Source organism: Roseomonas marmotae (genome assembly GCF_017654485.1).
Taxonomy (GTDB): Bacteria; Pseudomonadota; Alphaproteobacteria; order Acetobacterales; family Acetobacteraceae; genus Pseudoroseomonas; species Pseudoroseomonas marmotae.
Genome location: NZ_CP061094.1, coordinates 34,094 through 57,135 on the forward strand (window position 1 = coordinate 34,094; position 23,042 = coordinate 57,135).

The following is a 23,042-nucleotide window of genomic DNA, read 5'->3' on the forward strand; positions in this document are numbered from 1 at the left end:
CGGCCGGCCTCACCTATGCTATGGCTATGCGCGGCCTTCGCCTCCTGCCGGTTTTGGCAATGCTGCTGGCCTTGGGTGCCTGCGCGAGCAGGGGAACTGGCTCGCCGCCGCCGACGGCGGGAGACCCGCTGGAGCCGCTCAACCGCGACGTCCTGGCATTCAACACGGCCATCGATGATGCTGCGATCCAGCCGGTGGCGATGGGCTACCGCAAGGTCGTGCCGAGCTATGGCCGCCGCCGCGTCCGCGCCTTCCTTGACAACCTCGATGAGCCGCGCATCTTCGTCAATCAGCTGCTGCAATTCCGGCCCCTCGGGGCGGCGGAGACGATGCTGCGATTCGTCTTCAACTCCACTGTCGGCGTCGGCGGTCTTTACGATGTCGCGACCGATTGGGGCCTGGGCCGCCATCAGGGCGATTTTGGTCAGACCCTATGGGTCTGGGGCGTGGGGGATGGGCCCTATCTGGTGCTCCCCGTGGCCGGGCCTTCCAATGCGCGTGACCTGGTCGGACGGGTTGGCGACGGCTTCATGAATCCCTTCAACTGGCTGCTGCCCCTCGATCTCTCCCTCACGCGCGCCGGGGTTGATGGCATCGATGTGCGGGAGCAGAATATAGAGGGACTGGACGAATTGCGGACCGGCTCGCTCGACTACTACGCGCGGCTCCGCAGCGTGTGGCAGCAGCAGCGCGACGCGCAGCTTGGCCGTAGCGGCGCCACTCCTGACGCAGTGGATGTGCTGGAAGATCCCGGCGCCACGCCCTAGCTGCCCGGTTGTGAGACCTCCTTGGCGTCCTCAGCAATGAGGCGTGCGCGGGCGATGTCCTCTGGTCCGGCTCGACCTTCAGGTGTTTCGGGTTTGGGGCGGGCGAGCTTTCGTCGCGTGCGGCCATCATAGCTTTGGACACGGTGCCGGCTGATGCAGGGCATGACGCCGCGCACAACCATCGCCTCTGCCGGGACGAACCCGGCATCGGCATCGCTTTCCTCGCGTCCTCTATCACCAGCAGTGGCACATCGAGAGCGGGTTCAGCCAACATGAACGCCGCCTCGGCTCCGCGCTGACTGCGCGCAGCCATCAGCCGCAGCGCCGCGAACTCATCCTGCGCGTCCTCACCCACAACCTCATGATCCTCAGATCCCGGCCAGGAAGGTTTCGACAGCGCATGCGGGCCTCAGTATCCGTGCAAGGTGCATCCGTGGAGGCCTCGCGCGGCGGCAAGGAGCGCACCATGCTGGGTGCGCTGTCAGCCGAACATGTCACGGGTGATGCTGGCGTACCAACCATCGGCGTGCAGAGCCTCCAGCCGCCGCTGCTCCGGCAGGTCACCACGCGGGGAGGTGCCGCCGGAGGCCGGCACCTCCGCGAAGCTTCGGCTCTCCGCATCCGCGTGGAAGATGTTCGCGACCGAGATCGCGTATTCCGGCCCGATATGGGAATAGCAGGTATTGACGAAGACCGGCTCCGGTGGGGCTTCTCCGCGGAGCAGGGCGGCAGCCGCGCCCACTGCGGCTTTTGCCTCGGAACTGGCGAGGAAGCCGGATTTCGGCATGGGGCCGGGAAACATCGCGTCCCCTACCACATGGACGCCCGGCGCCAAGCGTGACTCCAGCGTCCGTGGGTCCACGGACACCCAGCCCGTGCTATCGGCCAGCCCCGCGTCGGCCGCGATGGCGGCGGCCGATTGCGGCGGGATGACATTCGCCACGTCCACCCGGTGGCGGGTGCCGAACTCCGTCTCCAGCACCATGGCCTCAGGGTCCACGCGGACCACGCGCCCGTCATTCGTGGCGGAAACCCACTCGACCATACCGGGATAGAGGGCCTGCCAGGCGTCCTGGAACAGCGCCTGCTTGGAAAAGGCATCCTTCGCATCGAGGGCCAGGATCTTGGAACGCGGCTTGTACTTTGAGAGATAGCTGGCGATCAGGCTGATCCGCTCATAGGGGCCCGGAGGGCAGCGATAGGGATTGGGCGGGATGACAAGCCCGACGACGCCACCATCCGGCATGGCCTCCAGTTGCCGCCGCAGGAGCGTGATCTGCGCGCCGTCAGCGGCGATCCAGGCGTGGGGCATTCGTGCCGATGCGGCCTCGTCATAGCCCTCCAACGCGTCGTACCGCAGCGCGATGCCGGGTGAGAGGATCATGCGGTCGTAGAAGAGGGTCTCGCCGCCGCCTAAGCGCAGACGCCGCGCCACAGGGTCGAGGTGGACAGCGCGGTCATGGACCACCCGCACGCCCCTGGCACGCAGGCCTTCATATCCATGGGTGATGTCAGCGAGCGCGAGGTCGCCCGCGAGGACGCGGTTGGAATAGGGGCAGGTGATGTAGGACCTCCGCTGCTCCACCAGCGTCACGTCCAGCCAGGGGTATTCGCGGCGCGCGTAGGATGCGGCAGTGGCGCCGCCGAAGCCACCGCCGACCACCAGCAGCCGGGCCGCGCCCTGCGCGCGGGCCAGCGCGGGCATGGCGAGAGTGGCGCCGAGGAGGACGCGGCGGGGAAGGGGAATGGTCATCGCAACCCCGAGAAATAGGCGGCGACGGCGGCGATCTCCGCCTCGGTATAGCCCCGCGCGATCCGGTTCATGATGGTCGCTGGCCGCTCGTTGGCGCGGAAGGCAGCCATGGCGGCGGTGAGTTCGGCCGTGTCCCGGCCCGCGAGGGGCGGCACCGTCCCGGATCCCCTGCCGCCCGGGCCGTGGCAGGTCACACAGCCCTCGGCCACGGGTTTCGCGGGCTGCGCCGGGGCGGCACCCGTGAAGAGAATGAGAAGCAGGGCCGCGCGGATCATCGCCGCAGCCCCGGCGCCTCGACCGGCAGCCCTTGCGCACGGCTCGCCAGGAAGAGCTCCAGCGTCAGGTATTCCTGCGATCCCAGGGAAAACTGCTCCGCCCGCACGCCCAGCGAGCAGGCCCGCAGGCGGCGATGCAGCGAGCCCATCGTGTTCCACTCCAGCCGGTAGGCCGGGTATCCGGTGCCGAGGCCATTGGAGATCACATCCCCCCGCAGCCGCCGGCCCGCATTGTCGTCGTGGCACTGGCCGCAGGAGAGGTTCAACTGTCCCTGCCGCGTCTCATAGAAGCGGCGCCCCTCCTCCAGGAAGGGAGCCGCCGGCCCATCTGTCGCGACCGCGACGGGCATTCCCCGGGATTGCAGCGCGATGGCGGCCGTCAGGGCCAGCAGTGCCTCACTTTCCCGGCCAAAGCTGGCCTCGCCCTGGTGCTGCGTCCGGCATCGTTCGATCCGCCCCTCCAGATCCAGAAGCTGGCCGTCCCTCGCAACCGCGGGATAGCGCGCCGCCACCCCCGCCATGCCAGCGATGCCTCCGTGGCAGGCGGCGCAGGGCTTCTCCCCGGCCCGCCACAAGGCCTCGCCCTCCTCCACCCAGAGCCAGCCCGGGTGGCGGGAGGGGTCCTCCTGCGCCGCGCGGATCTCCGGAGAGAGATACTCCTGCGTCGGCCGCAGCTCGGCGGCCCCGAGGAGGATCGCGATGAGCGGCAGCAGCCCCCAGCGGGCGCGGGTCACGTTACTACCAGGCGCGCCTCGCGCCGATAGATCGTCCCGCCATCCTCCTCCCATGCGAAGACGAGGTCGCCCGTCTCCGTGGCGACCGTCGTGAACTCCAGATAGGGGTTCGCTGCAATGCCGGGGGAGAGCACCATGTGGAACACTTCCTCTCCGGCATAGGTGACGCGCAGGGTGTGGAGGATTTTCCGCGGCACCGGGGTCAGCCCCGCCGCGTCCACCGCCCGTTCCATAGGGTGGCGGACAAGGACGCGCACCGTCACCACCTCGCCCCGCCGTGCGGAAGCCGGAAGCGTGATCCGCGCGGTGATCGGAACCGTCTGCATGGCTACCCCGTCTCGACGCAGGCGCCGAGCACGACGATCACGTCGCGCGCCGCGCGGTGGACCTCGCCCCGGCTCGTCTCGGCAATGGCGACGATCGTCTGGCTGGTGGCCAGGCGGATCCGGGTGGCGACCTCCGCCCGGCCGGCCCGCGGCGTCAGCGAGAAGGTGGCGACGAGGGGAAAGGGGTTCTTCTCCGCCAGGAGATGGATGGCGGTGACGTGGTCCTCCGCCGTCATGGGGCTGTCCACCCGGACCGAGAGGTCCACCGAATTCCCGTTCTCCGACAGTGGCGGGACATCGAGGGCGATCGCACCCTCGGCCGGGACGCGGCCGGTGAGGATGGCGCGCAGCGCCGCCGCGAAGTCCTCCTCCGCCGCCGCCCGGGAAGCACTGGCGGCCAGGAGGGGAGCCGCCAGCAGGGCACGGCGGGACAGCACCGTCATCGCTCCGGCGCCTTCAGCGCGCTCAGATAAGCCACCACGTCCTCCACCTCCTGGGCCGTCAGCACCGGACGGCCGCGGTATTGCCGGTCTACCCGCAGCAGCCCCTCCGTGCGGTGATAAGCCGGCATGATCGCCTGCGGGTTCCACAGGGTCGGGTCCACGACCCGAAGCCGGATCTGCCCCGGACTCAGACGAGACCCCACCCCCGCGAGCGGGGGGCCGACCTCCCCCATGAAGCGCTCGGTCGTACCAGGAATCATGTGGCATATCAGGCAATTTGCCGTCTCCCGGTTCCGGACCACCGCCTCGCCCCGTGCAGGATCGCCCCGCAGCCCGTCCAGCGGCGCCTCGATGGCGTCCGACGTCACCGTGAAGGGCGCCACCTGTCCTGCCGCGGGCGCGGCGAGAAGGGACAAGACCAGCACAGGCGCGGCTCCTCGCACCTCAGCCTTGCTTGCGAAGCTGATCCCCCAGCGGCATCTCGCGGATGCGCCGGCCGGTTCCCGCGAAGACCGCGTTCAGCACCGCCGGCGCCGCGACCATGATGGTCGGCTCGCCCACGCCACCCCAGAAGCCGCCTGACGGCACGACGATGGTCTGGACTTCCGGCATCTCGCCGAGGCGCATCACGTTATAGGTGTCGAAATTCGTCTGCTCGATGGCACCGTCCTTTACTGTGCAGGCCCCGTACAGCATGGCGGAAAGGCCGTAGACGAAAGACCCTTCCACCTGCATCTCGATCTGGCGGGGGTTCACCGCGTGGCCGCAATCCGTCGCCGCGACGATGCGATGGATCCGCAGATCCCCGCGGTCGCTGACCGAGACCTCGGCCGCGGCGGCGACGTAGCTGCCGAATCCCATCTGCTGCGCGATGCCACGATGGATCCCGGCCGGCGCTGGCGTCCCCCAGCCGATCCCCTCCGCCACCGCGTTCAGCACGGCCAGGTGCTTCGGGTGGTTTGCCATCAGCGAGCGGCGCAGCGCCAGCGGGTCCTGGTTCGTCGCCTGCGCCACCTCGTCGAGGAAGCATTCGAGATAGATGGCGTTCTGGTTGTTGTTCACGCCCCGCCAGAAATGAGCGGGCACATGCGGGTTCCGCATCGCGTGGTCGATCAGCAGATTGGGGAAGGTATAGCCGATGGCGCTCTCCGCGCCGCCGGCGTTCAGCCCCTGGAACTGCACGGGATCGCGCCCGTTCTGGAGACCGCCGGGGAAGGCGGTGGCCAGGATGGACTGGCCGGAGATGCGCATATGCAGCCCGACGATCCGGTTGTCCGCGTCGAGACCCGCGACGAGCCGGCACTTGGTGACGGGGTGGTAGCGCCCCTGCACCATGTCCTCCTCACGCGTCCACATGGTCTTGATCGGGACGCCCGGCACCTGCCGCGCGATCAGGACCGCATCCGCCAGCCAGTCATGCACCGTGCGCCGGCCGAAGCCGCCGCCGAGGTCCAGGCGGTGGATGTCGCACGCCGTCTGCGGCAGGCCCGCCGCCTGGGCAGCGGCGGCCAGCGCCGCCTCCCCGTTCTGGGTCGGGCACCAGACGTCGCAGCGCTCAGGCGTCCAGACCACCGTGGCGTTCATCGGCTCCATCGGCGCGTGGTTCTGGTAGGGATAGGAGTAGGTCGCCTCCACCCGGCGGACCGCGCCCGCAATGGCCGCCCGCGCATCGCCCTGCTGGTTGCCGATGAAGGCCTCAGGCGCCGTGAGCCCCTCGTCCAGCATGACCGAGATGGTTTCTGACGAGACGCCGCCGTTCTCCCCGGCATCCCATTCCACCGGCAGCGCATCGAGCGCCGTCTTCGCCTGCCAGAAGGTGTCAGCCACCACGGCAACGGCGGAATCGCCCACCTGCAGGACGTGGCGCACGCCGGGCATGCCCGACGCCGCCGCGGCATCGAAGGACTTCACCGTGCCGCCAAAGACGGGGCAGCGCTTCGGCACCGCGATCAGCATGCCCGGCATCCGCAGGTCCTGGCCATAGACCAGCTTGCCCGTGGTCTTGTCCGTGGTATCCAGGCGCGGAAGGGGCTTGCCGATCACCGTCCACTGCGCCGGATCCTTCAGCGGAACGTCCGCCGGCGGGGTCAGGCGCGATGCCTCCGCCACGACCTCGGCATAGCGCAGCCTGCGCCCGCTTCCGGCATGGGTGATCACGCTGTCCTTGGCGGAGCACTCGGCGGCCGGCACCCCCCAGCGGGCGGCGGCGGCCTCGGTCAGCATCACCCGCGCCGCCGCGCCGCCCTTGCGGACGATCTCCTGGCTCGACCGGATCCCCTGGCTGCCCGCGGTCTGAAAGTTGCCCCAGACCCGGCTCCGGGCCAGGCTCTGGCCCGGCGTGACATATTCGGTGGAGAGCTTCGACCAGTCGCAGTGCATCTCCTCCGCGAACATCTGCGCGAGGCCCGTCCGGACGCCCTGGCCCATCTCGCTCTTCGCCATCCGCAGCACCACCCGGTCGTCGGGGTGGATCACCACCCAGGCGTTCAGTTCGGGCGGGGAGCCGGCGGGCATACCCTGCGCGGCGGCTTGCCGCGCGGGAAGGTGGAACCCCAGCAGCACCGCCCCGGCGGCAGCCTTCATCAGCCCCCGGCGGGACGGACGCACGGTTTCAAACGTCGTCATGTCGCGCCCTCCCTCAGCCTGCGATGCCGCCGCCGGCGGCCTGATGGATGCCCGCGCGCACCCGTTTGTAAGTCCCGCAGCGGCAGATGTTGGTGATGGCCTCGTTGATGTCCTCGTCCGTCGGGCGCGGCTTCTCGGCCAGCAGCGCGGCGGCGGCCATGATCATGCCGGGCTGGCAGAACCCGCATTGCGGTACGTCCAGCGCGCGCCAGGCGACCTGGAGGGGATGAGTGCCGTCGGGTGAGAGGCCCTCGATCGTCACGATCTTCTGGTCCTCGGCCACCGCCGACAACGGGAAGGCACAGGAGCGGATGGCCTGCCCGTCCAGATGCACGGTGCAGGCGCCGCATTGGGCAATGCCGCAGCCGTATTTCGTGCCGGTCAGCCCGACATGCTCGCGAATGGCCCAGAGCAGGGGGGTATCCGGATCAGCATCCACCTTCACGCTTCGCCCGTTGATGTTCAACGTCGCCATCTTGGTATCCTCTCCTGCGCGAACTGTCGCCGCGCTGTTGCTGCGAATATCGGCAAGGCCGCGCCTGGGCCGCAACGATGAAGTGGTCTCTCGCCACGTCTCGCGCCGAAATGATCACTGAAGGCTGCGGAGGAGATTGTTACATTGCCCGCGAGCCCATGCAGGCTGCGGCGGCCTGGAGCGTGGGTCAAGCCTCATGGCGTGGTCGGGACGGGTTCCGTTCAGCAATTTCTGGCAGCCGTGAATGGCCGCGACAGAAGCCAGATCTGGCGACGGCATGGAACAACTCGGCGACAAGGGTGACCTGGGCCCGCATGCCTCGTCCGGGCATTGCCAAGTTGAGCGGCAGAAGCCGGAGAGAGCGAGCTGTGCGAAGCTGGTCGGATGACGCCAGGCCCCGTCACTTATCCTGGATGCCGCTTCCCGGCGGAGATCATGAGCCACGCGGTCTGGCTGTATCACGTGTTCAGCCTGAGCCTGCGGGGCGTGGAACTGATCCTGGCGGAACGGGGCATCACCGTCACGCACGAGAGTATCCGGAGCTGATGCTGGACATCCCGGTCCAGGACCTGCGGAATGCGGGGTGCCGCCAGACGCTTCTTCAGGCGCCGGCTGCGGGCTGAAGAGCTACGGCGCGGCACAGCGCGAGCTACGGGTTATGAGTCCCGACCGTAGCTGCTGCCATCAGGAGGTTGCTTGGCCTGCCGCAGCAATCGCAGCCAGCTCCGGTTTGATGAGAAACGGAAGGCCGATCTGAATGTATAATATGGGGAAACGTCATGAGCATTGATAAGCATCGCCGAACAGGAGTGGTTCGGCTCAAGCGTCATTTGCGTCATCTTACCTTTACCGCAGCCTTGGTCTTCGCGGGCCTCCCGGCTTCCGTGCGGGCACAGGAGGCGGGGCCGATCACGCTGGAGCGATTCGGCTCCTTCCACGTCGGTGGCCGCATGGTGGAGATTTCCGGCCAGCCCATTCGCGAGTACATGCCGACCATCGGCGGCGCCTTGAACCGGATCGACCCAAACGGCTCCTACATCGTAGGGGCCATGTACGCGCAGTACAAGATCCCCAGCCCACAGCGCGGCACCGCGCCGCTGATGCTCTGGCACGGCGCTTACTTGACCGGCGTGACCTATGAAACCACGCCGGATGGCCGGGAAGGCTGGGAGCACTTCTTCCTGCGCCGGGGTTGGGCAACCTACGTGACCGATGCAGTGGAGCGCGGGCGTAGTGGCTGGGCCATGGTTCCCGAAATCTTCCGCGAGCCCGTGTTTCTGCCACTCCAGAATCCTTGGGAGCGCTTCCGCATCGGTGATGGCCCTGGCTCTTTCGCGCGCAATACCACCGCGCCTGGCGCGCAGTTCCCGACCAACCGGGACAGCTACCTGAACTTCATGAGACAGGTCGTGCCGCGGTTCCTCAGCACCGACGAGGACGTGCTGGCCGGTTACGCCGCATTGTTGGAGCGGGTGGGACCCAGCGTGGTGATTGCCCATAGCCAGGGCGCCGCCTTCGCCTGGCAGCTGGCACAGCGGCGGCCCGAGCTGTTCCGCGCATTGGTCCTGGTCGAACCCGCTGGAACTGGCGACATGGCACAGGCCGGCCGGCTCAAGGATATCCCGCAGGTCTTCGTTTACGGCGACAACATGGACCCGCGTTGGTCAGCGATCCGCGACAACGCCCGGCGCTTCGCAGCAGCAATCCGCGAGGCCGGCGGGCAGGTTGACGAGATCGACCTGCCCGCCCGGGGCATCGCCGGTAATACCCACATGATCATGATGGACCACAATGGCAACGCAGTGGCGCAACTCCTTCAGGAATGGCTAACCGAGCGCGGTTTCTGGCGCTAACCTAGCCGTTACTGGTGCTGCGATCCGCGCGGCGAGACAGCGGGTAGCGGCGTTGACCAGCAGCGACGCTACGGCAGCAATCGCGCCGGGCAGCAGCGATCCACTCCACGACAGGCTGCTGTTCTGGTGCCGACGGCGCTCTGGGGCGGGTGCCCGTACGCCGCTGCGCCGCACCGGCCGGCGAAGAATCCTGTGCATCAGGGGGGCGCATTTCCATCTGTCTCGCCTATATTGGCCTCATGGATCGCGACCACGCAGCACCTTCCGCCGCTGACCTGCCTCGCCGGCTTCTGGCAGGTCTCTGCATTGCCGCGCTCGGCGCGGCGCCACTCCATGCGCAGGTCAGCGCTGCACAGCCGGTGGAGCAGCTTCACGCGGCGCTTCTGGATGTCTCGCGGCAGGCCCAGGCCTTGGGCGTCCAGGGCCGCTTCAACAGGCTGCGCTCCGTCATGGAAGCAAGTTTCGACCTGCCGGCGATGACGCGCATCGCCATAGGCCCCGCCTGGACGCGCATCACCCCTGAGCAACAGGCCGCGTTGGTGCAGGCCTTTTCCGAGTGGTCCATCGCCACCTACGCCAACCGCTTCAACGGGTTTTCCGGCGAGAGCTTCACCACCGAAGGAGAGTCGGAACTTCGCAATGGCGATCGCCTCATCCGCACCGTGCTCAACCGGCCAGGCAACAGCGCCGTGCAGTTGAACTATCTGGTGCGACGCAGCGGCGGCACTTGGCGTATTGTTGATGTCTATCTGACAGGCTCGATCAGCGAGCTGGCCTCGCGCCGGGCCGATTTCGCTGCCCTGCTCGCCGAAGGCGGACCCGCTCGACTGGCTGCCGAGCTGCGACGCCGTTCGGCGGCGTTGCTGCAAGGCTGAAGAATCCTTCCTGGCATCACAGTTGCTTTCTTCGTTTGGCGTGGGCCTCTTGCGCGGCGGCTTGATGAGCGCGTTGCCAGAGTGACCAGGCGATGATGGTGGCGGGCTGGATCCGCCGCTGTGCCAGGTGGATCGCTATGCGGCGGATTTCCTGAATCGACCACCGGATGAGGCGCGGGCTGCCCGGGGCTGCTTCTGTGCTTTTTGGGGCGTCGGCTGGATTGCGTGATGGCAGATCACCGCCAGCATGGAAGGCCAGCATCACCAGCGACACGTGGCGGTGCCAGCCGTGCCAGGGTTCAGGGCACTGCCTTGACCGGTTCATTATGCGTCAGGCCGAGTTCGTTCCTGGCGGTCTCAAAGCTGTCATCGATGGCCCAGCGATGGTCCTCGACAGCGACGAGCGTCTCGATGGGTGTTCCGGCCGATCTGGCAGTTGGTGATCTTGCCTGCCGAGCCGGTGTACTGCCGCCCCACACTACAGGAAGCGCGGCCCTGCTTCAGGAAGCCGGTCTCATCAATGACCAGTACGGCATCCTCCGCGGCGAAATGCTCGACCACGTAGTCGCGCACCATGTCGCGCAGCGCATCGGCCTCCCAGCGGCCGCGGCCGAGAATGGCCTGCTGGCGCCATGGCCCGGGATCGCCCGCCGCCTCAGCCCGCATCCAGCCTGTCTTGCGGCGCTCAGCTCCCGGCAGGCCATCCAGGAACAGCCCAGCGGAGACCGCTACCCGCTCCTGAGCAAACAGCGGCCGGATCCGTGCTTTGACCTCACGCAGCGATGACGCCCAGAGCTCCAATGTCGCCTCGATCGAAGCGCCCGCCATCCATGATCTCCAAATCATGGTCCGCCATAGATTCGGAGATCATCCAAAACCGCAGCTGTAATGCCAGTAGAAACAGCCGGAAGCCACCGGAGCCGGCACCTTACCCTGCGCCAGGATAAATAGGACAGGCGACTGGCGGTCGACCGGCCTGCCAGGCCGGTCGCAGTACTGCGGCGCTACACCCACCGACGTCGTGCCCTTCCTGGGCAACGCCGTATCGTCGATGACCAGCCGATCCGCCTGTCGTGCCAGCACAGGCCGAAAGGGGGCCATTATCTCAGGCAGGATCGACGGTGAATGCTGCGGCTGGTCGTGGCCACCCCAGACCCGGCCGCGCCGCCAGGACTACAGACTGTCGCCCTCGCCAGCGCCCGGCCGCCCGCCATGCCGCTCCAGGGTCTGACGCACTGGCACGCCCGCAGCGCCGCATCACGAGCCGCCGGGAAAGCCAAGCTCAAGACCACTAGGCGGAAGTGAAATTTATCCCTTAAAAGCTCCGACGGCTCACCCACTGGGCCGACGCCCGAGAAAGCAGGAGAAGTCGCTTTATGACGTCGAGATCGCCGCTCCGGATCGCCCTGACAGGCGACAGTATTCTCATGCGGCGCCTTGGCACGCTCACCGACCCGCAGCTGCGTCCGCTTTTCGACATCGTGCGCGATGCTGATGTGGCTTTCACCAATCTCGAATGCCTTCCCAACGGCTATCGTGGCGATCCGGCGCTGGAGAGTGGCGGCTCGCATTTTGCCGCGCCGCCCTGGGTGATCGACGAACTGGTGGACGCAGGCTTCGATCTTTTCGCTACCGCGACAAACCATTGCCTGGATTACAGCATCTCCGGCCTCCTTGCGGCCAAGGAGGAGCTGGACCGGCGCGGCGTCCTCTATGCGGGCATCGGCCAGCATCTGGGCGAGGCGCGGATGCCCGTCTATCGTGAGCATCCGCATGGCACCGTCGCGATGCTCTCCTGCGCTTCCACCTTTGCAAAGGGGCAGGAAGCCTCGCCCCAGACCGCTGAGATGCAGGGCCGCCCCGGCCTCAATCCGCTGCGCTTCGACACCGTGCATCAGGTCACGCCCGCACAGCTCAGCGCCCTGCGGGGCGTCGCGGAGCAGCTTGGACTGGAGAAGCAGCGGCAGAGCAGGATCCAGCTCGGCTTCGGCTTCCCCCTCGACGACCCCGATGCCGTCGCACTGGGCGACATGGTCTTCAGCGCCTCCGACCAGGTGGCCCTGCGGACGAAGGCCCGGGCGAAGGATCTCGATGCCATCGCCCGCTGGATCCGTGAGGCGCGCCTCGTCTCCGATGTGGTGATGGTCAGCGTGCACGCGCATGAGCAGGGGGCCAGCAAGGAGGACCCGGCGGAATTCCTGGTGGCCTCCGCGCGGCAGATGATCGATGAAGGTGCCGACATGGTCGTCGGTCACGGCCCGCATCTCCTGCGCGGCATGGAAATCTACCGCGGCAAGCCGATCTTCTACAGCCTCGGCAACTTCATCGGGCAGAACGAACTGGTGGCCCGGCTGCCCATGGATTCCTATGAGCGCTTCCGCGCGGACCCCGCGCTGACGCCTGCCGCCGTCTACCGCAAGCGTACTGATGACGACCGCAAGGGCTTCCCATCCGACCGCCGCTTCTGGGAAACGGTGATGCCCGTCTGCATCTATGCGGAAGGGAAGCTGAGCAGTATCGATATCCATCCCGTCACGCTGGGTCTCGGCGAGGCACGGCATCTGCGGGGCCGCCCCCGCCTGGCCGAGGGTGAGGAAGCCCGGAGCATCCTGCGCCGCTTCGCGGCACTTTCCGCGCCCTTCGGCGTCACCATGGACATCGCCGGCGACAAGGCACGCGTCACCGTCGCCTGAGACGCCGCGGGCCCGCAGGCCCAAGAGATATAGAGGAGGATAAGTCATGATCCGCATCGCAAGGCCGCTCGCAGCGGCGGCGACCATCGCGCTGGCGCTCTCGGCGGGACCGGTGTCCGCCCAGAAGCTGACCCTGGCGACCAAGCTTCAACTCACCACCCTTGATCCGCATTTCTTCAACGGCTTTCCCACCGCTTCCGCGCATGCGCAGGTCTGGGAAGGTCTGGCGCAGATCAACGAGCGCCTGGAGCTGGAGCCGGCGCTCGCGGAATCCTGGAGCCTGATCGACAACCATACCTGGGAGTTCAAGCTGCGCCGCGACGTGCGGTTCCACGACGGCACGCCCTTCACGGCCGACGACGTGGTCGCGACCATCGCCCGCGTCCCGAATGTCCCGAACAGCCCGGCCCTCTTCACCTCCTTCATCCGCTCGGTGAAAGAGGTGGTGAAGGTCGATGACCACACCGTCCGCGTCATCACCAGCACTCCGGCGCCGACGCAGCCCTTCGATCTCGCGCGGATCTTCATCATCCCGGCGCGGGATGCCTCGGCCACGACCACGGACTTCAACGGCGGGCGGGTCAATGGCACCGGTCCCTACCGCTTCGTCCGCTGGGAGAACGGGACCTCCATGACCCTCTCCCGCAACGACGCCTGGTGGGAGGGCCGCGAGCCCTGGGAGCAGGTGGAACTGCGCACCATCGCGAGCGACGCTTCCCGCGTCGCGGCGCTGCTGGCGGGCGAAGTGGACGGCATCGACCTGGTCCCCACCGCGGACAAGAAGCGCATCTCCTCCGACAGCCGCTTCCGCTCCGTCAGCGGCACCGCCGGCGTCGTGCAGTACATCGCCCTGGACGCGGCGCGCGAGCAGAGCCCCTTCGTGAGCGCGGCGCCCGGCCAGCCGGCCCTGCGCGGCAATCCGCTGATGGACAAGCGCGTCCGCCGCGCCCTTTCCCTTTCCATCAACCGCGAGGCGCTGACGGAGCGGCTGATGGAAGGCTCCGCCACCCCCGCCAGCCAGTTCCTGCCGAGCGAGTTCGAGGGTACCAGCCCCAATCTGCGGCCCGATGCCTTCGATCCTGACCGCGCCAAGGCCCTGCTGCGCGAGGCCGGCTACCCGAACGGCTTCCGTCTGACCCTGCATTCCACCAATGACCGCTACCCCAAGGATGGCCAGATCGCCCAGGCCATCGGCCAGATGTGGACCCGTGCCGGCCTGAATGTGACGGTCGAGGGTGTTCCGGGCCAGGTCTTCTTCGCGGCGGCCACACGGCAGGAATACAGCGCCTTCTCCGCCCAGTATGGCGTCAATCAGGCCAGCGACGGGTTGCGGGCGGTGATCCACACCAATGACGCCCAGGCCGGCCTGGGCGCCGCGAACCGCACCCGGTTCAGCAACCCGCGGGTGGATGCCCTGGTGGTGGCGGCCCTGACCGAGATGGATACCGAGAAGCGCCGCCAGGCCGAGCACCAGGCCATTGAAGCCGCGATGGAGGAACAGGCCATCATCCCGCTCTTCCACCCGACCTGGGACTTCGCGGTGCGCAAGGGCCTGAATGTCGTCTCCCGCCCGGAGCGGCGCTTCAACGCCCTCATGGTGCGTCCGGCCGAGTGAGGCCAGGAGGCGGGAGCCTGCTCAGCGGCAGGCCCCGCCTTCCCGTGGCGCCACGCGGGCTTTCAACGGTTCCCGGCTTCCGGCCGCCACTCCTGCCGCGCCAATGCGGCCTGTAGCTTCCGGACCACACTGACCCAGTCGCCCGGCGCGGGCTGGCGGAACTGGCGCAGGCCGGGATACCAGGGGCTGTCCTCCCGCCCTTCCTGCCAGCGCCAGCAGGAATCATACCGGTTCAACAGCCAGACCGGCTGGCCCAGCCCGCCTGCGAGATGCAGCACGGCGGTATCGACGCTGATCACCAGATCCAGCGCCATGACCAGGGCGGCGGTATCCTCGAAGCCATCGCCGTCCATGGCGGGCCGCTCCAGCGGCAGCCGGGAGAGCGCGTCGGCGGCCGCGCCGCGCTGCAGGGATACGAAGCTGGCGCCGGTGAGATCGGCCAGCGGCTCCAGAAGGTGCAGGGGCATGGAGCGGCGCGCATCCGCCGCCATGCCGGGGCTGCCGGCCCAGGCCAGTCCGATCCTCGCGCCGGGGAGATGCGCCAGCCGCTCCCGCCATGACATGACCCGGGATGGCTCCGCGGCCAGATAAGGCACCACCGGGGCCGCCATACCCCTCAGGCGATGCGGCAGGCTGAGCAGGGGAGCGTGCCAGTCCAGGCGGGGCGGAGGCTCGTCCATGGCCTGGACGCCCGCGATACCGGGCAGCCGCTGCAACAGCCGGACCAGGGGGCGTTGCACCCGCAGCACCACATGGGTTTCCGGCGGAAAGCGCGTCGCGTAGCGGACGAATTGCAGCGTATCGCCCAATCCCTGTTCGGCCTGCAGCAGAATGCTCTGGCCACCCAGGTTCTCGCCTCGCCAGGGCTGTCCCGGCAGGCTCTGGGGCTCATGTATCCAGGGCGCCGCATTCCAGCGATGCTCGTAGGCGGCCCATCCTTCCTCGTCGCGGCCGGTTTGCAGCAGGGTAAAAGCGAGATTCACCTGTGCCTCCGCCAGGCCCGGTGCCAGTCGCAGCGCGTGCCGGAGGCTGGCCTCGGCCGCGGCGAAGGCCTTCCGGTTGCGCAGGGTATCGCCCAGGGAATTATGCGCGGCTGCCAGGTCCGGTTTCAGCGCCAGCGTCGTCCTGAAGTGCCCTTCGGCTTCCGCGTAATCCCCCTGGATGGCCGCGGTGATGCCGAGGCCCAGATGCGCTTCCGGGCTACCTGGGTCGCGCTCCAGGGCCGAGCGGAAGCAAGGGGCTGCCTCCACCGGACGGGCTGCGGCGAGCAGGATGTTTCCCAGCTCCACCCAGGCGGCGCTCACCTCCGGCCGCAGCCGCAGGGCTGCACGCAGGTAAGCTTCCGCTTCCTGGTAGCGACCTTGCCGCCGCAGGCTCTCGCCAAGCCCGGCCAGGGCCGCGGCATCATGCGGGTTGGCGCGCAGCAGCAGCCGGTACTGTACTTCCGCCGTCGCAGGCTGGCTTTGTTGCAGCAGCAGTTGCGCCAGGTTGATACGTGCCGGCTGAAAATCCGGACGTTGCTCCAGCGCCGCGCGGAAAGCTCGCTCGGCCCCTGCAGGATCGCTCCGGTCCCGCCGCACGGCGCCCAGATTGTTGAGGGCTTCCGGATACTGGGGCCGCAGGCGCAGGGCCTCGTGCAGGCAGGCTTCCGCCTCCGTCAGGCGTCCCAGATCCCGCAGCAGGTTGCCCAGGTTGCCATATGCATCGGCAGAATCAGGGCGGGCGTGAAGGGCGCGGCGCAGAAAGATTTCGGCCTCCGATAGCCGTCCCAGGGCGCCCAGGATCGCCCCCAGTGTGGCATTGGCTTCTGGCAGGTCCGGATACTGCGCGACGACGGCCCGGAACAGCGGCTCGGCCTCACGCAGCCGCCCTTGTCGCAGCAAATGCGCTCCCCTGTTGAAATGGCGCAGGGCCCGATCGGAAAGAGGCTGCACGATGTGGTTCCGGCTCCTGGATGAAGGCTGGCTACACCCGGGCATCAATGGATGCGGCAGCCGTTTCCTTCTTACTGATTTGTAAATTCCCTGTGAGACATCGTGGCCGGAGCAAAAACCATGTTCCTGCAGCTGGACCTGGAGATTTTTTATTGGGCAGAATGAAGACAGCGGTGAGTTTCGGCTCGCCGATAGAGCTTGCCTACTCCAATCATGCATACCGGAGGAAACATGGCGCTCACCGCAATCTCTCCCGAAAGCGGGAACCAATTCGTCGATGCGTTTATCAATAACGGTCGGCACTACGTCAACGCCCCGAATGACGACGGGACACCAAACACCTCTCCTTTTGTCATCGACTACTACTTCGACAAGCTGCCGGGGCCGACCAATCCAACAACCGGGGCCGGCACGCCGTACGACTGGCGGCCCTTCGAAATGCAGGCCTGGCAGAAGGCGGTGCAGGGTTGGGCCAATGTGGCCAATGTGACCTTCAATCAGGTCTTCACCGCCGAGGAAGCCCTGTTCCGCGAGCGACTGCAGGATCAGGCCACAGCCGGCGGCACCGTCTCCGCCTCCCACAACCTGCCCAGCGCCAACCCGAACGCGCAGTCCTTCGGCACCTATAATTTCGAGGCCGTGAATGTGCGGCAATGGACCCCGGACCAGATGGAGCCGGGCGGCAATTTCCACCGCACCTTTATTCACGAAGTGGGCCATGGCCTGGGCCTGAAGCACCCGCATGACGGCGGCAGCGGCGAATTCGCAGGCAATTATTTCCCTGGCATCGATTCCACCATGACCTCGGCGGAGCGGCAGCGCAGCCTGGGCGTGCTCGAGCTGAACCACATGCTCGGTTCGGTCATGTCCTATATCCATGGCTACGAGTTCGACGAGCAGGGGCATGTGCAGCTGGTGCCGACGCGCCAGCGCCCGGTGGCCGATGACTTCTTCCTCGACCATGGTTTCGCGGCCACACCAATGGCCTACGACATCGCCGCCGTTCAGTATCTCTACGGCGCCAACATGAACTATCGCACGGGGGATAACGTCTACATCCTGCCGGATTCGAACGACCCGCATCCCTTCGTGCGCGGCGAGCCGAATGAAGCTGGCGTGCCGGAATCGATCATCTACCAGCCCGACGTGGCCTACTGGGAATGTATCTGGGACGCGGGCGGCATCGACGAGATCCGCTATGACGTGATGGATGCCAATGGCAATGCCGTCGCAGGCACCCGCAATGTCATCATCGACCTCACTCCCGCTACGCTCGACATGAGCGAGACGGGCTATGGCGTGCTGAGCTACGCCGCCTTCATCGGCGGTGGATATACCATAGCCAATGGCGTGGTGATCGAGAATGCCACAGGCGGCGACGGAAACGACACGCTGAAGGGTAACTTCGCTGACAACGTTATCCTCGGCCGGGGCGGCGATGACACGATCACCGCGACCGGAGGCCTGGACACGGTGGATGGCGGCGCGGGCTTCGACCGGCTCGTCTTCTCCGGCTTCGGCCGGGGCGATGTGACGATCTCGCTGGGGCTTTCCGAAGGCCGTTCCAGTATCGGCTGGAGCGCGGCGGACGTGACCACCTTCACCGGGATCGAGCGTGCCGAACTGGTGGATGCGCGTGTTGAATACACCGCCTCCAGCGATGCCGCGCTGGTGGACCGCCTGTACACGGCTCTGCTGGGCCGCGAGGGCGATGGCCTCGGCGCCGCGCGCTGGACGGCGATGGTGGAGCAAGGGATGTCCAGGGCCGTGCTGGCAGAGGCATTCCTGAATTCGGCAGAAGGCTCGGCGGTTCTGGGGGGCCTGGACGATGCCAGCTTCGTGCGGAAGATCTATTCCTCCGCCCTGGGCCGCGAGGCAGGCGATGAGGAAGTCGCCGGCCGCGTGCAGTCGCTCGCCGCGGGTACTACGCGGGGTGAGCTGGTGGCCGATGTGGCGGGCTCGGCCGAAGCGCACTCGGCCGATATCGGCGGCGCCATGGCTGGCCTGATGGTCGCGAACTACAATGTCCTGTTGGCTGAGCATGGCTATCGGGCGGCCCTGGGCCGTTCCGGGGAAGCCGCCGGGCTGCAGTTCCATGCGCAGAACCTCGGCAATGGCCTCTTCACAGAGCGGTCCTATGCCGATGCCTTCGTGAATTCTGATGAGTTCACGCAGCTCTACGGCAGCCAGAGCAACAGCGACTTCATCCTGAGCCTCTATGGCAATGCCTTCGGCCGCGATGCCGATGCCGACGGCGCGGTCTTCTGGAACAGCTTCCTGGAGAGCGGCGGCAGTCGTGGCCAGGTGGTGCAGGGCTTCCTGGACGCGCAGGAGTCGCAGGATCTTCTTGGCCAGCTCGCCGATAATGGCCTGTCGCTGCGCCAGGATCTTGTCCTGGCCTGAAGGTTCAGGCCCGGCGCAGCAATGCGCCGGGCCTTCCTGCCGGGCAGGCATGGCCTGAAGCCAGGCGGCCTGGATTCCGCTGACTCCTGGTCAGGGCGCCGGACCGGCCGCGGTCAGCGTGGCCTATAGCTGGTGGTGTAAGCTGGCGCCGTGGCTGGATCGCACCGGGTCACGGTAGGTGCCTAGCGCTGCAATCTGCCTGCCGCGGCGGCGCTCAATGGTGTCGTCGATGCCCAGGACGACTGGCCCGCCGGGTGCGAAAGCCGCAATCAGATGTGTCAGCAGAACACGCGATGCAGCCCGGGGGGCTCCAGGCCACCTGGTTGAGCACCCGATGATAGTTTACGAAGCGCCGCTCCCGCACGAGCCCGCTGCAACAGGCTGGTCACCGTATGTTTGCCGGGCGCCAGGATGGCCCCAATCAGCAGCACCTCAGTATGCCGCCAACTGCGCTGGCAAAACAGCGGCGCAAAGCTCAGGATCACCGCGGCGAAGCAGGATGGAAGGTGAGGCATGGCGGCGTCTCCTGGCGGGGATACGCCAGCCTGGCCAGTCACCCGCCTCGCCGCCTTCGCCCGCCTCAGATGGCCAAAGTCGAGCTTAAGGCAACCAATGGCGGTATGTGAGTATCCAACAAGGGCACGCGGCGGATGGTCCTGACAGCGGAACACCAGGGCGCCCTTGCGGGAACCCTGGCGCCTTACGCGGTGTGTGGCGTGCCCGGGTCAGCGAGACGCCATCGCCGAGGCCGTGGCGGGAAGGTAGGCCACGCCGCCTTCCGAGCCGCCGGTGAAGACGGGGATGCCGGCGGCGTGGGGAGCAAAGCGGGCCTCGACATGGACGATCTGCTGGCTTTCGCCCTGGCCCATGACGTGGACGGCGCCGCCGCCGACGATGTTGCCGGTGTAGCTCTCCTCATACTGGACCGAGAAGTTCTCGCCCTGGCCGAGCACGGTCAGCGGGGTGGCGAAGGCGCTGGCGGCGGAGAAGCTGACCAGGAGGGCGGCGGCGGCGGTGGTGAAGCGGGACATGGACGTGATCCTTTGGTGTATGGTTCGGGTGGCGCCCTGCGGCGCGGTGGGGTTTATCTACCGCCGTATTTAATCGTGCGCGACATAAATCGCTGCATACCAGCCATGCAGATGTGTCGTGCGCGATATTAAGCGGTCCTGGGCGGCCATTGGCGGCGAGGGTGGCGATCAGGCCCGCCAGAAGCAGAGATGCGGCAACCTCGCTGGGACAGAGCGGCCTGCCAGTTCCGCGCCTACCGCCATGCCGATGAGGCTCGCATCCCGGGTGGCCAACTCGTACCATTCGCCCCGGTGAATGGCCGGTTCAGGCCCCCTTGGGGATAGCCTGTCCGGGCCTTCGAGCCATCCTGCTGCCGATGACAGGAGTGCCCGCATGACCGACACAGGCCGGACCGCTGCCACCGGTGGGCGGTTGTCACTTGGCGCTGGTCCCATGGGAACTGGCCCCGGCATCGCAGCCATGACGCACCAGATGGACCTGCCAAACGGCCACCACCTCGCAACGTTATCCTCGTGACGAAAGCAGGGCAGGGGATGCGAGGCGATCCTCCCTTCTACACCGTGGGCCATTCGACCCGGTCGGTGGAGGAGCTTGCCGACCTCCTCCGGCAGGCCGGAGCCGACCTTGTCGTCGATGTGAGGACCATCCCGCGTTCGCGCACCAATCCGCAGTTCAATGCCGACACGCTTCCGGACGCGCTGGCCACCTGGCAAATCGGCTACCGGCACCTCCGGAAGCTGGGCGGCCTGCGCGGGCATCGGAAGGACCAGCCGCCGTCGCGCAACACCTTCTGGGAGAACCGGAGTTTCCGGAACTATGCCGACTACACGGCCACTCCGGACTTCCGGGAGGGCATGGCCGCGCTCCACGAACTCGGCCGCGACCATGTCTGCGCCATGATGTGCGCCGAGGCTGTCTGGTGGCGCTGCCATCGGCGTATCATCGCCGACTATCTCCTCGCGGGTGGCGACGAGGTGTTCCACATCCTGGGGGCAGGCAAGGTCGAGAGGGCAACCCTGAACACCGCGGCGGTGCGAGGGCCTGATGGAACGCTGGTCTATCCTGGACATGGCCCTTGAGGAATCCACGGGATTCTCATCGCCACCAGCCATCGGCGTCCTCTTTGACAAGATGGGCGACCAGCGGACAATCTTGAGCAGATGCTCCTTCGACCGGCCGCTCAGCGTCCAGAGCGGCTGCCCCCGATGTCTGGCGACAGCCTGGAAGCAAACATCAATCAGTGATGATGCAGGCTGGCATCGCCTGGCATAGGACTGACACCGTCAGCCGCCATTGCGGTGCTTCACAGATGCCGGACCGTACGCCATGACCTTCCTGCTCGAACCTGCGCCGAAAATCATCACCTTCGACTGCTACGGGACGCTCGTGCAGTGGTACGAGGTGCTGCTTCGTGAGATCAGGTCGATCCTTGACGATCAAGGGCGGGATGGTTCGGAAGCGGGCAGGCTGCTCGATACCTTCTCACAGCACTCGCGGCGCCTGGAGGCGGAGCGACCCCACCGGCTCTACAAGGACATCTTGCGAACCGGTTTCCGCGCCGCCCTGCAGGAGCACGCCATCGCCCCAAGCGAAGGAATGGTGGAGCGGCTTGCGGCCGCTATCCCGACCATGGGCCCGCATCCCGAGGTGCCGGGGGCGCTGCGGAGGCTGCGCGAAGGCTATAAGCTCGCGATCTTCACGAACTCGGATGAGGATCTCATTGCCCGGAACGTGGCGCGGATCGGTGTTCCCTTCGACTATGTCATCACGGCCGAGCGGGCAGGGGCCTACAAGCCTTCCCGGCAGATCTTCGAATATGCCTACCGCATGATGGGCGTGACGAAGGAGGAGACAGTTCACGTCGCCATGGGCATGTTCCTCGACATGAAGGCCTGCCACGAACTTGGTGTGCGGGGAATATGGGTGAACCGGTTGGGGCAGGTCGGAAACCCGGAGTGGCTTCCCTACGCCGAGGTCCCGGACCTCGACGGAGCCGCGGCGCTCCTCCTGCCACCGTGAAGCTGGTTTGGCTTCAGGCTGGATCCATGTCTCTCAACGCGCTCGACGGAATGTCAGCCGTACTCCGAGCGGAAGAGCCATTCACGCATTCGTTTTCAGCCAGGGCTGCCCGCCCATCTTCGGATCTGGCCATGGCGGATGTGTACACGTTCCGGCCATAGGGACGGGATCGCCGCATGCCCGAAAGCGGACGGGGTTGCTCGGGTGGCATATGCCCGAGTTGGCTGGAGGGGACACAGATGACGTCATGCTCCGTCCGCCGCGCCTGCTGAACTTCCTTCGGCATGTCCATGATGCCCGTGGAACGCATAGTGAAGTTCCAGGTGTCCGGTCAAAAAACCGGAATCCGTCGTTATTTATAAGAACCGAGTATGATTCGGTGTAGGGCATTGCTCTTTTGTAAGAAATCATCTTCAGAAATCGCCCATAAATCGATAAATCCACCGCTTCACCAGAAGATGATAACCTTGGCGGCAAAATACCGTCCTAGTCTTCGACAAAAGGAGAAAACGGAAGCCCGAAGAACGCTTCCGAAGAAATCAGGGGAAATGAAGTGAACTCATCTCGGAATCCTGGCCGCTGCTGCGCGTGTGACGAAGCCGGGCCTTTGGCCGAGGAGGAGCGGGTTACGGCAGGTTATTCCAGTAAAAGGCGAGGTCTTCTCTCCGGGTCGGCCGGGCTGGTCATTGGCGGGCTGGGCCGGCGGGCGGCCGCGCAGGAGCAATCCCCCGCCGCGCGCGCGCGGCCCGAGAAGGGCGACAGGCTGGTCTTTGTCTCCGGGAAGAAGGCGGGACAGACGATCCAGCTCAGCGACATCACGCAGGGCGATCCGCAGGTGCTGGCCTGGGCGATGGAGCCCGGGACAGGCGTCATCCGCAATGCCTCGCGCCTCAACCAGGTCCTCCTGCTGAGGGTGGAGCCTTCGGAACTTCAGGAAGAGACCCGCGGGCGCTCGGCGGAGGGCGTGGTGGCCTATTCGGCCATCTGTACTCATGCGCAATGCGCGGTGACGGAGTGGCGCCAGACGAAGAGTGCGCTGCATTGCCCGTGTCACGCTTCCGAGTTCGACCCCTTCGCCGGCGGCAAGGTGGTGGGAGGGCCAGCCCTGCGAGCCCTTCCGGCCCTGCCGCTTGGTCTGGAGGGCGACCTGCTGGTCGTTGCCGGCCGGTTCACAGGGCGGGTTGGCTTCTCGCAAAGCTGAAGCCGGCCCTCCGCCTCAA

At 66.8% G+C, this 23,042-nt stretch carries 22 protein-coding genes and 2 pseudogenes; 10 read left to right on the top strand and 14 right to left on the bottom strand.

Annotated elements, in window-relative coordinates; genetic code table 11:
• Positions 1 to 26 precede the first annotated feature (26 nt).
• Positions 27 to 767 (top strand): MlaA family lipoprotein, encoded by a 741-nt coding sequence (locus IAI58_RS18675; RefSeq protein ID WP_208776186.1) that lies wholly within the window; start codon positions 27 to 29, stop codon positions 765 to 767.
• A gap of 481 nt (positions 768 to 1,248) precedes the next feature.
• Here the strand turns inward: IAI58_RS18675 and IAI58_RS18680 are convergent, their stop codons facing one another.
• From IAI58_RS18680 to IAI58_RS18715, 8 genes are read right to left on the bottom strand one after another with little or no spacing between them, the layout of a single operon-like run.
• Positions 1,249 to 2,520: an NAD(P)/FAD-dependent oxidoreductase gene (locus tag IAI58_RS18680; protein ID WP_207447664.1), complete on the bottom strand. Its 1,272-nt coding sequence runs from the start codon at positions 2,518 to 2,520 to the stop codon at positions 1,249 to 1,251.
• The gene (locus tag IAI58_RS18685; RefSeq protein ID WP_207447666.1) at positions 2,517 to 2,795 is read right to left on the bottom strand and encodes a c-type cytochrome; all 279 of its coding nucleotides are present in this window, start codon (positions 2,793 to 2,795) and stop codon (positions 2,517 to 2,519) included. Before IAI58_RS18685 ends, IAI58_RS18680 begins: the two co-directional genes overlap by 4 nt.
• The gene (soxA, locus tag IAI58_RS18690) at positions 2,792 to 3,529 is read right to left on the bottom strand and encodes a sulfur oxidation c-type cytochrome SoxA (RefSeq protein ID WP_237182956.1); all 738 of its coding nucleotides are present in this window, start codon (positions 3,527 to 3,529) and stop codon (positions 2,792 to 2,794) included. The genes IAI58_RS18685 and soxA overlap by 4 nt, the downstream gene beginning before the upstream one ends.
• Positions 3,526 to 3,855 (bottom strand): thiosulfate oxidation carrier complex protein SoxZ, encoded by a 330-nt coding sequence (locus tag IAI58_RS18695; RefSeq protein ID WP_207447670.1) that lies wholly within the window; start codon positions 3,853 to 3,855, stop codon positions 3,526 to 3,528. Before IAI58_RS18695 ends, soxA begins: the two co-directional genes overlap by 4 nt.
• A gap of 2 nt (positions 3,856 to 3,857) precedes the next feature.
• On the bottom strand, positions 3,858 to 4,298 hold the full coding sequence (locus IAI58_RS18700; protein WP_207447671.1) for a thiosulfate oxidation carrier protein SoxY: 441 nt from the start codon (positions 4,296 to 4,298) through the stop codon (positions 3,858 to 3,860).
• Positions 4,295 to 4,723, bottom strand: coding sequence for a sulfur oxidation c-type cytochrome SoxX (soxX, locus tag IAI58_RS18705; protein WP_207447672.1), 429 nt, complete (start codon positions 4,721 to 4,723; stop codon positions 4,295 to 4,297). Before soxX ends, IAI58_RS18700 begins: the two co-directional genes overlap by 4 nt.
• Before the next feature lie 19 nt (positions 4,724 to 4,742).
• Positions 4,743 to 6,923, bottom strand: a complete 2,181-nt coding sequence (locus IAI58_RS18710; RefSeq protein ID WP_207447673.1) for a xanthine dehydrogenase family protein molybdopterin-binding subunit — start codon at positions 6,921 to 6,923, stop codon at positions 4,743 to 4,745.
• A 13-nt stretch (positions 6,924 to 6,936) separates the two neighbouring features.
• Entirely contained in the window at positions 6,937 to 7,398 is a 462-nt protein-coding gene (locus IAI58_RS18715; protein ID WP_207447674.1) for a (2Fe-2S)-binding protein, read from the bottom strand.
• Positions 7,399 to 7,782: 384 nt separating this feature from the next.
• Here IAI58_RS18715 and IAI58_RS23145 point away from each other — a divergent pair.
• From IAI58_RS23145 to IAI58_RS18725, 3 genes and pseudogenes are all read left to right on the top strand, one after another.
• Positions 7,783 to 7,938 (top strand): annotated as a pseudogene (locus IAI58_RS23145) (IS6 family transposase); the annotation flags it as partial.
• 239 nt (positions 7,939 to 8,177) lie between these two features.
• A complete protein-coding gene (locus IAI58_RS18720) occupies positions 8,178 to 9,251 on the top strand; it encodes an alpha/beta fold hydrolase (protein ID WP_207447675.1) in 1,074 nt (357 codons plus the stop codon).
• A gap of 239 nt (positions 9,252 to 9,490) precedes the next feature.
• Positions 9,491 to 10,126, top strand: a complete 636-nt coding sequence (locus tag IAI58_RS18725; protein WP_208776188.1) for an ABC transporter substrate-binding protein — start codon at positions 9,491 to 9,493, stop codon at positions 10,124 to 10,126.
• A gap of 16 nt (positions 10,127 to 10,142) precedes the next feature.
• On the opposite strand, the gene IAI58_RS23540 is transcribed toward IAI58_RS18725, so the two are convergent.
• The 3 genes and pseudogenes from IAI58_RS23540 to IAI58_RS18735 all read right to left on the bottom strand — a co-directional run bounded on the left by IAI58_RS23540 (position 10,143) and on the right by IAI58_RS18735 (position 11,227).
• Positions 10,143 to 10,400 carry a hypothetical protein gene (locus IAI58_RS23540; protein ID WP_408906204.1) on the bottom strand — a complete coding sequence of 86 codons (258 nt, stop codon included), beginning with the start codon at positions 10,398 to 10,400 and terminating at the stop codon, positions 10,143 to 10,145.
• Positions 10,401 to 10,549: 149 nt separating this feature from the next.
• Positions 10,550 to 10,954 (bottom strand): annotated as a pseudogene (locus IAI58_RS23545) (transposase); the annotation flags it as partial.
• Between the two features lie 39 nt (positions 10,955 to 10,993).
• A complete protein-coding gene (locus IAI58_RS18735) occupies positions 10,994 to 11,227 on the bottom strand; it encodes a transposase (RefSeq protein ID WP_207447677.1) in 234 nt (77 codons plus the stop codon).
• A gap of 275 nt (positions 11,228 to 11,502) precedes the next feature.
• Here IAI58_RS18735 and IAI58_RS18740 point away from each other — a divergent pair, with 275 nt between their 5' ends.
• Positions 11,503 to 12,819 (top strand): CapA family protein, encoded by a 1,317-nt coding sequence (locus IAI58_RS18740; RefSeq protein ID WP_207447678.1) that lies wholly within the window; start codon positions 11,503 to 11,505, stop codon positions 12,817 to 12,819.
• 46 nt (positions 12,820 to 12,865) lie between these two features.
• A complete protein-coding gene (locus IAI58_RS18745; protein WP_207447679.1) occupies positions 12,866 to 14,434 on the top strand; it encodes an ABC transporter substrate-binding protein in 1,569 nt (522 codons plus the stop codon).
• 62 nt (positions 14,435 to 14,496) lie between these two features.
• On the opposite strand, the gene IAI58_RS18750 is transcribed toward IAI58_RS18745, so the two are convergent.
• Positions 14,497 to 16,317 (bottom strand): tetratricopeptide repeat protein, encoded by a 1,821-nt coding sequence (locus tag IAI58_RS18750; protein WP_207447680.1) that lies wholly within the window; start codon positions 16,315 to 16,317, stop codon positions 14,497 to 14,499.
• 282 nt (positions 16,318 to 16,599) lie between these two features.
• On the opposite strand from IAI58_RS18750, the gene IAI58_RS18755 reads away from it, so the two are divergent.
• Positions 16,600 to 18,771 (top strand): DUF4214 domain-containing protein, encoded by a 2,172-nt coding sequence (locus IAI58_RS18755; protein ID WP_207447681.1) that lies wholly within the window; start codon positions 16,600 to 16,602, stop codon positions 18,769 to 18,771.
• 278 nt (positions 18,772 to 19,049) lie between these two features.
• Here IAI58_RS18755 and IAI58_RS18760 read toward each other — a convergent pair whose 3' ends face one another.
• Positions 19,050 to 19,286 (bottom strand): hypothetical protein, encoded by a 237-nt coding sequence (locus IAI58_RS18760; RefSeq protein WP_207447682.1) that lies wholly within the window; start codon positions 19,284 to 19,286, stop codon positions 19,050 to 19,052.
• Between the two features lie 210 nt (positions 19,287 to 19,496).
• On the bottom strand, positions 19,497 to 19,802 hold the full coding sequence (locus IAI58_RS18765; RefSeq protein WP_207447683.1) for a hypothetical protein: 306 nt from the start codon (positions 19,800 to 19,802) through the stop codon (positions 19,497 to 19,499).
• A gap of 534 nt (positions 19,803 to 20,336) precedes the next feature.
• On the opposite strand from IAI58_RS18765, the gene IAI58_RS18770 reads away from it, so the two are divergent.
• The 3 genes from IAI58_RS18770 (at position 20,337) to IAI58_RS18780 (ending at position 23,023) form a co-directional block, all read left to right on the top strand.
• Positions 20,337 to 20,882 carry a DUF488 domain-containing protein gene (locus IAI58_RS18770; RefSeq protein ID WP_207447685.1) on the top strand — a complete coding sequence of 182 codons (546 nt, stop codon included), beginning with the start codon at positions 20,337 to 20,339 and terminating at the stop codon, positions 20,880 to 20,882.
• Positions 20,883 to 21,129: 247 nt separating this feature from the next.
• Positions 21,130 to 21,822 carry a haloacid dehalogenase type II gene (locus tag IAI58_RS18775; RefSeq protein WP_207447686.1) on the top strand — a complete coding sequence of 231 codons (693 nt, stop codon included), beginning with the start codon at positions 21,130 to 21,132 and terminating at the stop codon, positions 21,820 to 21,822.
• Positions 21,823 to 22,429: 607 nt separating this feature from the next.
• Positions 22,430 to 23,023: a QcrA and Rieske domain-containing protein gene (locus IAI58_RS18780; RefSeq protein WP_207447687.1), complete on the top strand. Its 594-nt coding sequence runs from the start codon at positions 22,430 to 22,432 to the stop codon at positions 23,021 to 23,023.
• Positions 23,024 to 23,042: the final 19 nt, after the last annotated feature.